Below are 14,759 nucleotides of genomic sequence, written 5' to 3' on the forward strand. Positions count from 1 at the left end.
CCATAAAAAAAGAAATCGTCTATCGATTTCTCATCATCATCTTTTTAACCTGTCTAACTTATCTTATGTCTTTTGTCCATTATAAACTTTGATCCTACAACTGCTACTATTAAAACTGAAATAGGAATCAAAAATTTTGGTGATAATGGATTGTGTGCTTCCCTTCCTATTATTGAATAACATATAGTTTCTGGTATAACTCCTATTACGGAAGCAATTATAAAGTCCCAATACTTTATCTTTGTAAGACCACAAGCATAACTTAATGGATCATATGGAAGCACTGGTGGCAATCTAAGTAAAAATAAAATTTTAAACCCGTTCTTTTCCATATTGTTATCTAACTTCATTAACTTCCCACCAATGATACTTTCAACAAAGTCCTTACCTAAAAATCTAGAAATATAAAAAGCTACTGTTCCAGATAAAAAAAATCCAAACATAGTTAATAGAAATCCCTTTATTGGACCAAATACAATTCCTGCTCCTAAGGCTAAAATATTTGATGGTATTACTATAAGGAAAGGCTTTATAATATGCATTCCTAAATATACAAGCATTGCTACAGGACCTATACCTTCAAGATACTTAAGTAATTTATGAATTTTCAAATGTTTAATAGTATTCCAATTTAGTAAAACACAAACTAATATACATACTATAAAAGCAATAAAAATAGTAAACTTTATTTTATTAATCTTTTCTTTTTTCATTAATAAACCCCTTACACCTGTTATTGTTCCCTTTTTAATATCCTATCACATATTTAAACTTAAGTTTATTAATTTTTTCTAAAGATAAGAAAGGAGATGAATTAACACCTCCCTTTATTTTATTTAATATATTATAAATTATGCTTAATTAATATCTCATCAATAAACTTCCCATTCTCATAGAAAAGTTCACCATCAGCATAAATTCTCCCACAATTCCTCATATCACATAGCATATCCCAATGAATTGAAGACTTATTCTTTCCTCCTGCCTCTTCCATAGAATCTCCAATTGCCATATGAACAGTTCCACCTATCTTTTCATCAAATAGCATATTCCTTGTAAAGTTCTTAATTCCATAGTTAGTACCTATAGCTACTTCTCCAAACCTACTAGCTCCTTCATCTATAGATATAAGGCTTTTAAGTAAATCTTCCCCCTTCTTAGCAGTAGCTTCAATTACTTTTCCATCCTTAACTATTAGCTTAATACCTTCAACTTCTTTTCCCGCATAAATTCCTGGGAAGGAAAAAGTAATATATCCATTTACTCCATCTTCTACAGGTGATGTAAATATTTCTCCATCTGGGAAGTTAGCCTTACCATCACAATTTATCCACTTCCTTCCCTTAACATTTACTTTTATATCAGTTCCTTCAGATACTATATGAATTTCACTCTTTGTATCTAAATATTTAACCCATCTTTCTTGCTCTGCACTTATTCTCTTCCACTCTGCTACTGGATCATCAACCTCAAGTAAACCTGCCCCATATACAAAGTCCTCATACTCTGAAAAGCTCATAGAAGCTTCTTGGGCATCAGATTGAGTTGGATATTGTGTACCACACCATCTTAATTCACCACTACCCATTCTATCTGAGTAGAATCTTCTCCACTTTTTTGCTCCCTCTTGAGATTTTTTTAATATTTCTGCGTCCATATTAGTAAATGCCCTAGTATTTCTTCCTCCCCATGCACTTAACCATACATCTGCTTTTTCAAGTATTGTCTCCATTATAAGATCACCACGTCTTAATTGCTCATCATTTGAATATTTAAGTTGCATCTCACGAGCTTCTTGTGAACTTAATTTATATTCAACATATGCCCCAGCTTTAGTAGCTTCTTTTATTACTTCTGTCACCCATGGTGTACATACTTCATCTGCTGATACAAATACCAAATCTCCTGGTTTTACTTCTGTTGAGTAGTTAACTAACAGCTTTGCTAACTTATTTAACCTTTTATCTGCCATACACTCATCCTCCTAAAATAAACTTAATAGGATAATTATACCACACATTAACTGCTCTAAAGATAGTTTTAACTTAGTCCCCCTTGTAGTTGATCTACTAAATAAATACTATATTTTTTTATTATAGTAGTAGGTAAATCCTATATGGGCTACTGGCATAATTACTAATAAGGCTATTAGTATAGATATTGCTGACATTTCAAATATTGATACTAAAATACACATAAATAAAACTACTAAATATGATAGATTATATGCACTATATCCAGCCTTATCCCATATTTGATGAAGTCTTTCATCCTTTTCTTGAATTTTATAATTTTCATTATATTTTCCCTTCTTAAATAGGAAAGTTCCTAAAAAAGCTGCAACTCCACCAGATAAACATCCTATTCCAAAGCCAAAAACTAATTCTTCATGAACTAAAGCATCTCCTTGAATTTTGTGGACAATTAGTAAACTTACTCCTACCAAGATTAAAATTATCCCTTGAATTCTATTTTTATTTGTAATTGACATACACTCTCCTCCTATTCCTCTTCATAAATAAATATTTCTTCAATGGACCTTCCAAAAATGTTAGCTATCTTAAACGCTAGTATTATTGATGGATTATACTTTCCATTTTCTAAAGATATTATTGTTTGTCTTGATACTGTTAACTTTTCTCCTAATTCCTGCTGAGTTAATTTAGCTTCTTCTCTTAACTCCTTAATTTTATTTTTCATAAACACCTCCAACAAAGCACTTGATGTAAAGCTCACTTTACTTCAAAACTACACAAATGTAAAGTTTCCTTTACCTTTATTCTAATCTTTTCCTTCATCTATGTCAAGCATGCTTTACATTATTTTTTTAATATTTTTGTTATTTTTATCCTATTTCTAATGATATAATTTAATTAATACACTTTTTTTAGGAAGGAAATAATCTTATGTATACTTATAATTTATTTCAATGGATATTACTATTTTTTATATATTGTTTTTTAGGATGGTGCGTTGAATCAACAATAGTTTCAACTAGAGAAAAAAGATTTATAAATAGAGGGTTTTTAAAAGGTCCTTTTTTACCTATTTACGGTACAGGCACAATATTAATTTTATTTGTCTCTCTCCCATTAATAAATCATCCTATTCTTGTTTATATAGCTGGTTTAATATCTACTACAATTCTTGAATATTTTACTGGATGGCTAATGGAAACAATATTTAAAATTAAATATTGGGATTACACTGATGATAAATTTAATTATAAAGGTAGAATTTGTTTAGTTAGCTCCTTATTCTGGGGAGTTTTAACATTGTTTGTTGTTTATATTATACATGCTCCCATATCCAATCTTATATCCAACTTAGGAAATACAACTATAATTGTTTTATCAATTATAGCTTCAATAATTTTTATATTTGATTTTGTATATTCTACTTATAACGTACTTGATTTAAACAGGATATTAAAATTTATGACAAAAATAAGAGAAGAAATGGAAACACTAAGTAACCAAATAAAGGAAAAGACTTCTTCATTATCTTCTACTGATTTAAGCCTAATAAAGGAAAAGTTATCTTCATTAAAGGTTGAATATGATAAATATGCTGAAAAAGTCAACTTCTTTCATAAACAAATTATAAAAGCATATCCAAGTGCTAGTTCTAAGAAATTTAATGAAGCATTTAAAGTATTAAAAGATAAAATTGGAAATACATTTAGAAGAAAATAATATTATTTTAAAAGGACCGAGTTATCGGTCCTTTTAATCCATTATTTCTTAACGATTGTTCCTTTATATGAAATTAAATCCTACAATTTAGAAATTATCATATACTTGCAAAATACCTATGTGCCTCATTCATCCATTTATGCGGACATAAAAGCATATTATTCTCATATACATAGTTAATATAATTTTTACATGCATTTTCTAATGATATACTTAATCCATCTTCTATAATATCTATATACGGTGGTTTTCCATCTTGATCCCACGATATTTTATCAGCAAGAAATAAGATCATTTCATATTTACTAGGTTTACTTCTTAATGTAGTATGACATTCAATTGAAGATAATATATTTTTTTCTGTAATATCAAAATAGTGAAATGCTATTAACTTAGAAATTCTTTGATGTAACAAAAAAGGATATTTTTGTTCAGAAATATCCAACCACATATTATTTTCATTTGCTATCACAATCATATCCTTTGGCTTTATTATTGAACTAATATCATGTAGTAACGCTGATTTATAACATATTTCAGAATCTAGCAGAAACCTATCAGCTAACTTTAAACTTGTTTTAGCAACTTCTAATACATGTTTTTTAGTATGATTCTTATTATTTATTTCAAGAAGCTCACATGCATCATTAGTGAAATCCCCTGTTTTCTCTATACTATTTATATAATCAAATTCATCTAATATAATTGACATAATTAAATCCACCCTTTAAATTACTATTTATCTAACTCATAAATTTATTTAATTATACATAAAAAACAGTAAGTATTAAATATATATTTCTTTATTATTATACTGCAAATAAAAAGATGAACTACTATCAAAGGTAGTTCATCTTTTTATTGCTTCCTTAATTTCTCCGTAATACTCTTTTGTTATATCTGGCTTTTCCCCATTTATAAACACATAGGTATCCTTTAACTTAATTTTTAAATAAGGAGAGCTATTTCTATAAATATATATAGGTGTATTACCATATCCCTCTAATTTAAAATATCCAATGCTATAGTGGCTCCCTCCTATCCCATTAGTCTTAATAGTGGCTTTAGGCATTTCGTTAATTAATTCCACGCCTTCCACATCATTAATATTAAATTCTATTTCATAAGATGGTGCCTCTATTTTTATCACATTATTATTTATATTCATCTTAAATCCACTAATATCAAATCTTAATAAATATAGACATATACCTACAACAAGAATTACTACAAATATGTTCCCGACATAATTTAAAATTCTTCCCTTTTTATTTCCTAAGTTGAAGCACATGCCTACTCCTATACGCTTTTCAACCATAATTCTGTTATCATGAGGGTTGCAATAGTATCCTTCTTCCCAATACTCATCTGTATCAGTAAATAACCTGTCCTCTGATGCATATACAACTTTATTTATACTTTCTTTTATATTTATTGAAGTGCATATTATTATAATTACTGAAAAAATTGTAAGCCACATTCCTATTATACATAATATAAATCCTAAGCTTGTCTCTACTATTATTCCTTCAATTATTAAAGCCAAAGTTATACTATTACATGTTGATACTACAATCCAACAAAGTGACCACTTCTTTTTGTAAATTCTATTACACAACATATTAACTTCTGTATTATTGCTGTATACATTGGTTCTCATATTACTATACTTATTATATAAAAACATAAAGATCAATATTACTAATAACCCTATTAAAGCTATATATACTGTAATATTTCCTATACTCTCCCTCTTAAAAAAAGCTCTTATAACATATAAAATAGAAAGTACTACAGAAGGAATAAACCATAATATTGATATTGGCATATTGTCCTTTAAATTAGTTACTTTCGTATCAATTCTAATTATATTCTTCTCTCCAACATACCAATTATTACTTCTTTTCACCCCCATAAGTATCTTAATATACTTTTTAATTAGTAAGTCCGAAAGTCCAATTAGTGAAAATGTCCATATAAAAAAATATATTATTATAAAAGAATCACATTTTTTTATAAATATCATTGGAATAATTAATACTGCAGAAGCAAGCATTAGGTATTTATTTTCTTTCTTAAATCTATTAATTATTTCTAATACCTTTTCATCTTTTAGCTGCATATATGGTAAGGTTACACCAATTACTACATTGTTATTAGGCTTTGTGGCAGATAAATTTATAAAATACATAGTAAATAAAATTATTAATCCACTAAATAAAAAAATAAATATCACAAATCCCCCCCCTAATTATTTACAATTCCCTTCATACCTGCAAAAACTGAATTGAACATATTTAAAAATTCCTCTTTACTTATTCCTTTAAGAACTGATTCGGCTACTAGTAATTCTAATTCACTTTCTAGTTTTTCTTTAAATTCAAAAGATAAGTTAATACTTGGATTAACCTTAGCACCATGTCTACGATCAATTTCAATATATCCTTCATCCTTTAATATCTTATACGCTTTATTTACTGTCATTGTATTTACACCTATATCAGCTGCCATTTGGCGTACTGTTGGAAGACTTTCCCCTCTCTTTAGTTCCCCACGTCCTATTCCCATAACTATTTCATTTCTTAGCTGAACATAAATAGGTACATCACTATTCATGTTTAAATTAATTATCATGTTATCGCCTCCACTTTGTATTATATATTGTAATACAAATAATACTTAATAACAATATATCTTCATAATAAAAAATGTGGGGGATATTTATTTTGCTCGTTCCGTCGTAAGCTCTAAGTCACATCAAAACAAATATCCCCCCCCCCCACTCCTACTAAAGGTAATTAAAAAATGAGTTAACATATCCCTAAATTGCTGAAGTTATCCAGAATTTAATAATAGCTATAATTTCCTAAAGAATAAAAAAAGCGTACCTTAGTACGCTTACCCCCTCAAAAGATTCTATTTAAATGTTGCTAATGTTCTTTCATAATTTATCCCTGATAAGAAGTACATTACTCCAGAAGTAGCCAGAGCTCCACCTAAACCTAAATAGAAACTTCCTAAATAGACAGGATTAATAATTCCTGAACTTCTTATTGTTATTCCCCCAGCTATCATAATAGCCATAATTACATATCCTTTAATATCAAAAAATGAAAAAATACAATACTTCTCTTTTGCACTATCTATTATTCTTTTTAGATGTTTTTTAACCATCTTAGAAAAAATAAAATTATAAAAAAGTATATATACAATTATAGTTCCTAATATATAACTAAATGGATTCTGCGAATTATTAAATAAATCTCCATACCCTAAAGTAAAAATTCTTGCTCCAGCAAAAGTCCATAATAAACCACCAATAATGAACAGAATTCTATCATTTACACTTACAACTAAATCCTTTATAAGCTTCATAAAATATTCCTCCTTTATTCCACTTTTATTAATTTCATAATACTCCTCATTTTTTAAACAGTCAATTATAAATAATAACTTTTATTAATTAATCCTAATTATCCTATTTTATTAACAATTTTATTTATTTCTTATTTTTATGAATAAAACCTGTGAACTTGTCCATAATATTAATGAAATCATAAATTATAAAATTCATATGGAACACACACCCATATGAATCCCCCTATATTAAAAAATAACAAGCCTCTAAAGCTTGTTATTTTTTATTTCTATAAACAAAAAATTCTTATAGTTTTATCTATAAGAACTTTTCCCTTATTCTCTCTCATTCTTCTTTTATACTTCTAATTGAAAGTTATTAATATATTTATATTAATTCCCCTACCTTCAATTATAACGTTATCATATTTCTTCCGAAAAGTTTGTCGATTGTTGTAAGAAAATTATTTTTTTTATTTATTTTATCTGGAAGGTTATGGTATGATATTTTAGAATTATTTGTAGAGGTGAATTATGTTTAAATTGTTAGCTAATTATATTATTTCAATCAATCTAATAGGAATTATATTAATGTTTTTAGATAAAAGAAAAGCTGTAAAAAATAAATGGAGGATTAGTGAGAATACACTAATGCTTACTGCCCTAATAGGTGGTGCACTTGGAATTCTTATAGGTATGTATACATTTAGACATAAAACTAAGCATAAGAAATTTACTATTGGCGTACCAGTACTACTAATTGTAAATATTCTTTGCATAATAATGATAATTAAGTAATCTAATTATCACTAGCATATCTATCATAGCTTCCATCATACATTTCTTCTTCTCTACTAGACTCTTTCATAATAAAAATATTTATATCTTCAAAAAAATACACATTTGTATAATGAATACCAGTGTGTACTCTTGCTATTAGTCCATTATCTTTATGCTCATGAGTATACATTATGCTTATAAGTATTAGCCCAATCATAAATATCATAACTGCTAATGTACAAATAAGATTAGAAAATAATTTAATTAATTTATATTTTGTTTTTATCTTTATCCATATAAATATAAGAAATGTGGCTGATAATGCTACAAGTAATTCCGCAAATTTTACATACATTCTTAAGAAACTTATCCTTAATATTTATCTCGTTATTCTTTTCCATAAGCCCCTCCACTTTTACTTTATATTCCTCATTTTAGCACATAACCTCCTAATCTATTTCTTACAAAATACTTAAGTATATAATAAAAAAACTGCCTTTTCAGGCAGCTTTATCTATAGTATCTAATTTAATTTTTCTCTAGTACCTTAATTTTTTTCTCTAGTACTTCTTAAAATCCATTATTTTCAGTTACTTCTTTAATCCATCTTCCAGACTTCTTAATTGTCTTCTTTTGTGTATCTAAATCAACTGAAATGTATCCATATCTGTTTTTATAGGCATTTAACCATGACCAGCAGTCTATTGGTGTCCATGTATGGTAACCAAAACAGTTTGATCCTTCTTCTATTCCTCTATGAAGGTGCTCTAAATGCTCTTTAATAAAGTCGATTCTATAATCATCCTCTATTATTCCATCTTCATTTTTATATCTATCTTCACCCTCTACGCCCATTCCATTTTCAGAAATGTACCAAGGAATGTTGTTGTAATTATTCTTTAAATTCATAGCTATATCATGCATTGCTTCAGGGTAGATTTCCCATCCTCTATATGGATTCATTCTTCTACCTGGCATAATGTAGTTATCAAAATACTTATCTGGCATCCAACCTAAAGTTTCGTCATATGCTTCTTCCTTAGCCTTAACTCTTCTTGGTTGATAATAGTTAACACCTAAGAAATCTATAGTGTTGTTCTTTATTATAGCCATTTCTTCCTCTGTAGCTTCCCATAAAACCTTATCTTCTGTAAGTTTTTCAACTAAATATTCTGGGAACTTACCTTTTATAGCTGGATCTAAGAAAGAATTGTTAAAGAAATCATCTGCAAATTTAGCTGCAGCTAAATCTTCCTTACTTTCTGATCTTGGATATGAAGGAGTTAAATTAAGTACTATTCCAATCTTTCCTCCATCCTTGTTATATCCACCTTTTCTATAAGCTTCAATAGCCTTTGCTGATGCAAGATTTATATTAAACATAACTTGAACAGCTTTTTTACCATCTACTAAACATGGATAGTGGAATTTATATAAATATTGCCCTTCAACAACTACTATTGGTTCATTGAATGTAGTCCAATACTTTATTCTATCTCCAAATAACTCAAATGCCTTTTCTGCAAATTTAACAAATAAGTCAACTACATGCTTTGATTCCCATCCACCATACTTTTTGTATAATTCAACAGGTAAGTCAAAGTGATGTAAATTCATAATTGGAGTAAGTCCATTCTTTAAACATTCGTCTATCATATCGTTATAGAATCTTACACCATCTTCATCAACTTCTGCAGTTTCAAAATCTTTTATTAATCTAGTCCATTGGATTGATGTTCTAAAAGAATTTAATCCAATTTCCTTTATCATAGCTAGATCTTCTTTATAGCTATTATAAAAATTAGATGCAACGTTTGGTCCTACTTTATCAAAAAAAGCATCTGGTTCTATATCATACCAATAATCAAACACACTATCATGTTTTTTATTAAAACGCCCTTCTGATTGTGGTCCAGATGTTGCTGACCCCCACAAAAAATTTTCTGGAAATATAAATTTCTTTTCCATGCCATTACCTCCTGCCCTTTCTTTAATTTTATTCTATACAATTTTTATTCCACAGTAACTATTTGTCTATACAATAAATTTTACTAATGATAAAATTAAATATGAAACATTTAGCATTTATGAGGTGGTTTTGTTGAAAAGTAAGGAAATAATAAGAGATATAATAGAAGACATTACCTTAGGAAAATATAAAGTTGATGAACGAATGCCATCAGAAAGTCAATTAGCTATAAAATATAACTGTAATAGACATACTATTAGAAAAGTTACTGAAAATCTAATTGAAAGAGGATATTTAAGAAGAATTCATGGTGGTCCAACTTACATAAACTCCTTACCATCTAATCACAGTTTAAACTTTTCATCTTTACTTGAATTATATGGAGAAAGTTCCGTTACATCTAAAGTGGTAAAATTCAAATTAGAAATAGCTACGCCTGAGATATGTAACATGTTAAAGTTGGATGAAGGGTCTAAAGTTTGGTCTATCATTAGAATAAGATACGTTTCTACAACTCCATCACATACAGAGGAAACATTTATTCCTTATTCTCTTTTACCAGACTTAAAGGAAGAGGACTGTTTACATAGTTTACTTCATTATGTAGAAAACTCCTTTGATTACGAAGTAAGTCATGCTATTAAAAATATTAGTGCTATAAAGCTTTCTAAAAAAGATTGTGAATATTTGCAATTACCAGAGGATTCTTTAGCCCTTCAAATTGAAAATACAGGCTATTTAACTAATGGAAGACCTTATGAATATTCAATAAATAAACATAGAGATAATAATATAACTTACTATGCAAAAAGATAAATTTTCATAAAGTAAAAGCTACAAAACAGATTGTTTTGTAGCTTTTATTTTATTTATGATTTTTCTTAGCGTTACCATTTCTCTTTTTTTCTAATTCTTGCTGACTTGAACAGCTTTTACACTTTTTTTCACTCACTCTAATCACCAGCCTTTAAGACCATTGATTATTTGTAGCACTCTTTGGATTTGGTTTTTCATCTTTTCCATGTCCGCATCCACAGTTACAGATATTTACCATGCTTCCTCTGTTACAGTTTAAATCATCTGCTCCATGGTTGTGATGGCAATGATGTTCATGATTCTTATCATGATGACAGTGACAATTATGTTCGCTCATAATATATCCCTCCTCAATTTTGATTACACTTATATTATCTGTAGTGGACAAATATTAATGCTATGAAATCACTGTATTAAAATCATTAAATTCTCTATTCTTCCTCTTCTTTTTTATTATAAAAAACCATATATAATCCAATTGCAACTAGTATTATAGGAAACACTAAAGATCTATTCATCCAATGAAATACATTTCCAAATATCATAGAAAAAAATGCACCAAAGGTAACAAATGATAATATACAAATAGGAATCAATAAAGCCTTTTGTTTCCCACCATACCAATATAATTGAAATAAACCTATTGCTACAGCTAAAGTATAAATTGGCCAAGTATAAGCTGAAAAGCGCCATCTAGTTATCTCTTCAAATAGGAAAAGTAATCCTAATGTAGTTAGAATCCCTCCTGGCACTAACATTCCTGGGCTTTTCCTATTTGCAAAATAGGCCACTTCAAAAGACAATCCTGGTACTAGCAAAAAGATTGGCCATAAAGTTTCCATAGTAAACAACCTTATATTAAATATTTTGTCTACTATTCCTAATATACCTATTACAATTAAAGCAATCCCCAAAATATACTTTTTGTTATTCATTATTATTCCCCCCATTAACTTTATTTAATATTTTCATAATAAGTTTCTCTTCCAATAACGCTTGTCCCTTAAATGGGAACTTATCCTTTACTGATAATCCATCAAAACAACATATTTTTGCTTCCTCATAATCATTTTCAATAAACAGCTTATATGACGCTAAAGTTCTTCTACCATTGATATCTTTATCATTAAGTAATAATTTTTTAGCTTTCGTAAAATATTCTTTTGCTTTTTCTTCTCTTAATTCTATTGCAGAATAGTAATATATAAATTCGTTATAAAATCCTGGTCTTGAGTACTCTGGAATAATATCAATATGATTTTCCAAAAACTCTATGTTGTTTTTCACTTCTTCTATATTGTCTAAATCCAAAGCTTTAAAATATTCATATAACACTATTTGTATTGTTGTCACATCTACTTTTTCACTGCTTTTAATATCAAAGTTTAAATCTAAGTCTTTAAAACTCACTCCGAACCTTAATTTATTAGTTACGTCTAAAATTTTTAAGTAAATTTGTCCTGAAGGTTCATTTCTTAAAATACTCCAAAGAATATTACCATCGGTAGCTATTCCTACAGATTTTATTGGAATAAAGTTAATTATAGCTAACAAGCTAGTTACAACTATTCCTGTAATTAATATTCCTTTTAATAGCACTTTTCCAGAAGGCATTAAAAACAATCCACACAACATAAGTAATATACTTATAAAATTAAAAATAACTCCTCCAGAAATAAATAAAAGATGATCCTTTCTAGTACTCTCTTTAGTTGGCATCATGCAGCATAGTCCACCAATTTCTTTATTAAATTTCAAATAAAATTTTACTTTCCCATTTTCGTAAAACCAATTAAAACAAGCAATTGAATATCCAATCAACTTATATTTCGCTTTTTTACCAAAAATAAAATGACCAAATTCATGAATATTAATTGATATAAACATCCACACATACAAAGATATTAATATTATAAAAAAATCAATTGGTCTAAAACCTATACTCTTAAGACTTATTGTTTTTCCAAGAAAAACTCCTCCCAAAAAACCTACAACTATACAGCCTATAAAGAATAAAATTCTTTTTTTATTTTTATTTTTTTCACTACTTGATTTATTCATAATCCCCCTACTTTTCCTTATTATTTCCACTTATTTAATTATACATTAGTTTATTCCACTTCAAAAAAAATAAATAGTAATTTAATATAGAATTAAGGTAACAATTATTTGTTTTTTATTATTCCATAAGATAAACTTATAAAAAAAGAAATCCTCACGGATTTCTCTTTTTAATCTCTATTATTTAAATACTTCTTGTTTCCTTTTCTAAAAACTTCTTTTCTTCTTCAGTTAAATATGGACTTAACTTTTCATAAACAGTTCTATGATAATTGTTTAACCATTCTCTTTCTTCTTCATCTAATAAAGAAACATCTACCCCTTCTAAGTCAATTGGGCAATATGAAATAGTATCAAACTTATAGAATTCTCCCATTTCATCATTCTTAAATGCTTTAGTAACTAATAGAGTATTTTCTGTTCTTATTCCATGTTTATTTTCCTTATAAACTCCTGGTTCATTTGTAAGTATCATACCTGGCTCAAGTGCTATAGTATTACAAAAAGGCCTTATTCCTTGAGGTCCTTCATGAACATTTAAAAAGAATCCAACACCATGACCTGTTCCACATTTATAATCCATACCATACTTCCATAATGGTCTTCTAGCTATAGCATCTAGGTTACATCCATTAGTACCCTTTAAGAAAATAGTTGTAGCTAGGGCTATGTGAGATTTTAATACTAAAGTAAAATCTCTCTTCTCTTCTTCAGTTATTGATCCTAATATAAATGTTCTTGTTATATCAGTAGTTCCATCTAAATATTGAGCTCCTGAGTCTATAAGTAGCATTCCTTCACTATTTAATTCATATTGGCTTTCTTCTGTAGCTGAATAATGCATCATTGCTGCATGGTCTTTATAACCAGCTATTGTATTAAAGCTCAATCCCTTAAAGTACTCTCCCTTAGCTCTTATTTCTTCAAGCTTATCTGATGCTGATATCTCAGTCATATTTATTTTTCCTACATTCTCTTTAAGCCATTTAATAAACTTAACCATGGCTACTCCATCTCTCACTTGAGAAACTTCCATGTTCTTTATTTCAACTTCATTCTTAACTGCCTTAAGAGATGTTGTAATATTTAAGTTTTCTATTATTTTCACATCTTCTGAAATTAAATAATAAAGTTTTCCATTAACTTTAGCACCATCAATAATAATAGATTCAGTTACATTCTTTATATCTTTATAAATATCATTATATGGCTTTAGAGTTACACCTTGTGCTTCTAATCTTCTCTTATCATCATTAGCTACCTTTTCCTCATCAATATAAAGCACTGCTTCATTATCACTTATTAAAGCATAAGCTAAAGCTACAGGATTATAAGCTATATCATTCCCTCTTATATTAAATAGCCAAGCTATATCATCTAAGGAGGCAATTACATAGTTTTCTCCCTCTAGTTTTTTCATTTCATCTCTCACTTCTTGTAACTTTTCACTAGTACATCTTCCACAATATTTTATATCATGGATAAATATCTTTTCTTTTGAAAGTTCTGGTCTATCACTCCAAATCTCATTTAAAAAGTCCTTATCCATCTTTATATTAAATCCATTTTTTTCTGACAATTCTTTATAATTTTTATACTCATTAGTAGAGATTGTACTTCCATCAAAAGCTAAAGTTTTTCCTTCTTTAACATTATTCTTTATCCACTCAATTAAACTTGGATAACCAGGTATATTCATCTTCATAAGCTTAATTCCTGAACCATTAAGTTCTTTTTCTGCTTGAATAAAGTATCTTCCATCAGTCCATAAATAACTTTCTTCTATCCCAACTAATAAAGTACCAGCAGAACCTGTGAATCCTGATACATAAGCCCTTCCTTTATAGTACTCTGGAACATATTCACTTTGATGTGAGTCACCACTTGGAATTATGTAATAATCTACATTTTCTTTTTTCATGACTTCTCTTAAATTATTTAAATTACTCATTTTCAGTCCTCCCCAATGATTGTAAATTATAGTTCTATTATACAATTAATTAATATTCTATCAATAAAAATATAGGATAAATGACAAACTATGATATTATAGAATAAAAACTTTTATAAGAAGGTGAATT

17 protein-coding genes are annotated in these 14,759 nt (G+C 28.1%); 3 read left to right on the forward strand and 14 right to left on the reverse strand.

The genetic code is table 11. The features are described 5' to 3' along the window. Positions 1–53: 53 nt before the first annotated feature. The 4 genes from G594_RS0101595 to G594_RS0101610 all read right to left on the reverse strand — a co-directional run bounded on the left by G594_RS0101595 (position 54) and on the right by G594_RS0101610 (position 2,700). Entirely contained in the window at positions 54–713 is a 660-nt protein-coding gene (locus G594_RS0101595) for a TVP38/TMEM64 family protein (RefSeq protein ID WP_051195874.1), read from the reverse strand. A gap of 131 nt (positions 714–844) precedes the next feature. Then, positions 845–1,972 (reverse strand): aminopeptidase, encoded by a 1,128-nt coding sequence (locus tag G594_RS0101600; RefSeq protein WP_027096951.1) that lies wholly within the window; start codon positions 1,970–1,972, stop codon positions 845–847. A gap of 108 nt (positions 1,973–2,080) precedes the next feature. Continuing rightward, a complete protein-coding gene (locus tag G594_RS0101605) occupies positions 2,081–2,491 on the reverse strand; it encodes a DUF2178 domain-containing protein (protein ID WP_027096952.1) in 411 nt (136 codons plus the stop codon). A gap of 11 nt (positions 2,492–2,502) precedes the next feature. After that, positions 2,503–2,700 (reverse strand): helix-turn-helix transcriptional regulator, encoded by a 198-nt coding sequence (locus G594_RS0101610; RefSeq protein ID WP_027096953.1) that lies wholly within the window; start codon positions 2,698–2,700, stop codon positions 2,503–2,505. Positions 2,701–2,906: 206 nt separating this feature from the next. Here G594_RS0101610 and G594_RS18170 point away from each other — a divergent pair, with 206 nt between their 5' ends. Beyond that, complete coding sequence (locus G594_RS18170) at positions 2,907–3,695, forward strand: putative ABC transporter permease (protein ID WP_051195875.1); 789 nt, start codon at positions 2,907–2,909, stop codon at positions 3,693–3,695. Positions 3,696–3,792: 97 nt separating this feature from the next. Here G594_RS18170 and yqeK read toward each other — a convergent pair whose 3' ends face one another. From yqeK to G594_RS0101635, 4 genes are all read right to left on the reverse strand, one after another. After that, positions 3,793–4,407 (reverse strand): bis(5'-nucleosyl)-tetraphosphatase (symmetrical) YqeK, encoded by a 615-nt coding sequence (yqeK, locus tag G594_RS0101620; protein WP_034865801.1) that lies wholly within the window; start codon positions 4,405–4,407, stop codon positions 3,793–3,795. Between the two features lie 138 nt (positions 4,408–4,545). Next, positions 4,546–5,931, reverse strand: a complete 1,386-nt coding sequence (locus tag G594_RS0101625) for a PH domain-containing protein (RefSeq protein ID WP_027096955.1) — start codon at positions 5,929–5,931, stop codon at positions 4,546–4,548. Positions 5,932–5,942: 11 nt separating this feature from the next. Then, positions 5,943–6,329 carry a GntR family transcriptional regulator gene (locus G594_RS0101630; protein WP_027096956.1) on the reverse strand — a complete coding sequence of 129 codons (387 nt, stop codon included), beginning with the start codon at positions 6,327–6,329 and terminating at the stop codon, positions 5,943–5,945. A 282-nt stretch (positions 6,330–6,611) separates the two neighbouring features. Further along, positions 6,612–7,070 carry a hypothetical protein gene (locus G594_RS0101635; protein WP_027096957.1) on the reverse strand — a complete coding sequence of 153 codons (459 nt, stop codon included), beginning with the start codon at positions 7,068–7,070 and terminating at the stop codon, positions 6,612–6,614. A 516-nt stretch (positions 7,071–7,586) separates the two neighbouring features. On the opposite strand from G594_RS0101635, the gene G594_RS0101640 reads away from it, so the two are divergent. Then, complete coding sequence (locus G594_RS0101640; RefSeq protein WP_027096958.1) at positions 7,587–7,850, forward strand: DUF1294 domain-containing protein; 264 nt, start codon at positions 7,587–7,589, stop codon at positions 7,848–7,850. A gap of 1 nt (position 7,851) precedes the next feature. Here G594_RS0101640 and G594_RS0101645 read toward each other — a convergent pair whose 3' ends face one another. Together G594_RS0101645 and G594_RS0101650 are read right to left on the reverse strand one after the other, a co-directional pair. Next, complete coding sequence (locus G594_RS0101645) at positions 7,852–8,187, reverse strand: hypothetical protein (RefSeq protein ID WP_027096959.1); 336 nt, start codon at positions 8,185–8,187, stop codon at positions 7,852–7,854. A 215-nt stretch (positions 8,188–8,402) separates the two neighbouring features. Continuing rightward, a complete protein-coding gene (locus G594_RS0101650; protein WP_027096960.1) occupies positions 8,403–9,800 on the reverse strand; it encodes a glycoside hydrolase family 1 protein in 1,398 nt (465 codons plus the stop codon). 124 nt (positions 9,801–9,924) lie between these two features. On the opposite strand from G594_RS0101650, the gene G594_RS0101655 reads away from it, so the two are divergent. Beyond that, positions 9,925–10,617: a GntR family transcriptional regulator gene (locus tag G594_RS0101655; RefSeq protein WP_242829687.1), complete on the forward strand. Its 693-nt coding sequence runs from the start codon at positions 9,925–9,927 to the stop codon at positions 10,615–10,617. Positions 10,618–10,768: 151 nt separating this feature from the next. Here G594_RS0101655 and G594_RS0101660 read toward each other — a convergent pair whose 3' ends face one another. The 4 genes from G594_RS0101660 to G594_RS0101675 all read right to left on the reverse strand — a co-directional run bounded on the left by G594_RS0101660 (position 10,769) and on the right by G594_RS0101675 (position 14,635). Beyond that, positions 10,769–10,954 carry a hypothetical protein gene (locus G594_RS0101660; RefSeq protein WP_027096962.1) on the reverse strand — a complete coding sequence of 62 codons (186 nt, stop codon included), beginning with the start codon at positions 10,952–10,954 and terminating at the stop codon, positions 10,769–10,771. A 94-nt stretch (positions 10,955–11,048) separates the two neighbouring features. Then, entirely contained in the window at positions 11,049–11,552 is a 504-nt protein-coding gene (locus G594_RS0101665) for a hypothetical protein (protein WP_027096963.1), read from the reverse strand. Beyond that, on the reverse strand, positions 11,545–12,678 hold the full coding sequence (locus tag G594_RS0101670; protein WP_027096964.1) for a site-2 protease family protein: 1,134 nt from the start codon (positions 12,676–12,678) through the stop codon (positions 11,545–11,547). Before G594_RS0101670 ends, G594_RS0101665 begins: the two co-directional genes overlap by 8 nt. 184 nt (positions 12,679–12,862) lie before the next feature. After that, positions 12,863–14,635, reverse strand: coding sequence for an aminopeptidase P family protein (locus tag G594_RS0101675; protein WP_027096965.1), 1,773 nt, complete (start codon positions 14,633–14,635; stop codon positions 12,863–12,865). Positions 14,636–14,759 lie beyond the last annotated feature (124 nt).

The organism is Clostridium paraputrificum AGR2156 (genome assembly GCF_000424025.1).
Classification (GTDB): Bacteria; Bacillota; Clostridia; order Clostridiales; family Clostridiaceae; genus Clostridium; species Clostridium paraputrificum.

Excerpts from the sequence above, each read along its gene's own strand:
- G594_RS0101595 (WP_051195874.1), bottom strand. The coding sequence starts at position 713 with ATGAAAAAAGAAAAGATTAATAAAATAAAGTTTACTATTTTTATTGCT.
- G594_RS0101600 (WP_027096951.1), bottom strand. The coding sequence starts at position 1,972 with ATGGCAGATAAAAGGTTAAATAAGTTAGCAAAGCTGTTAGTTAACTAC.
- G594_RS0101605 (WP_027096952.1), bottom strand. The coding sequence starts at position 2,491 with ATGTCAATTACAAATAAAAATAGAATTCAAGGGATAATTTTAATCTTG.
- G594_RS0101610 (WP_027096953.1), bottom strand. The coding sequence starts at position 2,700 with ATGAAAAATAAAATTAAGGAGTTAAGAGAAGAAGCTAAATTAACTCAG.
- G594_RS18170 (WP_051195875.1), top strand. The coding sequence starts at position 2,907 with ATGTATACTTATAATTTATTTCAATGGATATTACTATTTTTTATATAT.
- yqeK (WP_034865801.1), bottom strand. The coding sequence starts at position 4,407 with ATGTCAATTATATTAGATGAATTTGATTATATAAATAGTATAGAGAAA.
- G594_RS0101630 (WP_027096956.1), bottom strand. The coding sequence starts at position 6,329 with ATGATAATTAATTTAAACATGAATAGTGATGTACCTATTTATGTTCAG.
- G594_RS0101635 (WP_027096957.1), bottom strand. The coding sequence starts at position 7,070 with ATGAAGCTTATAAAGGATTTAGTTGTAAGTGTAAATGATAGAATTCTG.
- G594_RS0101640 (WP_027096958.1), top strand. The coding sequence starts at position 7,587 with ATGTTTAAATTGTTAGCTAATTATATTATTTCAATCAATCTAATAGGA.
- G594_RS0101645 (WP_027096959.1), bottom strand. The coding sequence starts at position 8,187 with ATGTATGTAAAATTTGCGGAATTACTTGTAGCATTATCAGCCACATTT.
- G594_RS0101650 (WP_027096960.1), bottom strand. The coding sequence starts at position 9,800 with ATGGAAAAGAAATTTATATTTCCAGAAAATTTTTTGTGGGGGTCAGCA.
- G594_RS0101660 (WP_027096962.1), bottom strand. The coding sequence starts at position 10,954 with ATGAGCGAACATAATTGTCACTGTCATCATGATAAGAATCATGAACAT.
- G594_RS0101665 (WP_027096963.1), bottom strand. The coding sequence starts at position 11,552 with ATGAATAACAAAAAGTATATTTTGGGGATTGCTTTAATTGTAATAGGT.
- G594_RS0101670 (WP_027096964.1), bottom strand. The coding sequence starts at position 12,678 with ATGAATAAATCAAGTAGTGAAAAAAATAAAAATAAAAAAAGAATTTTA.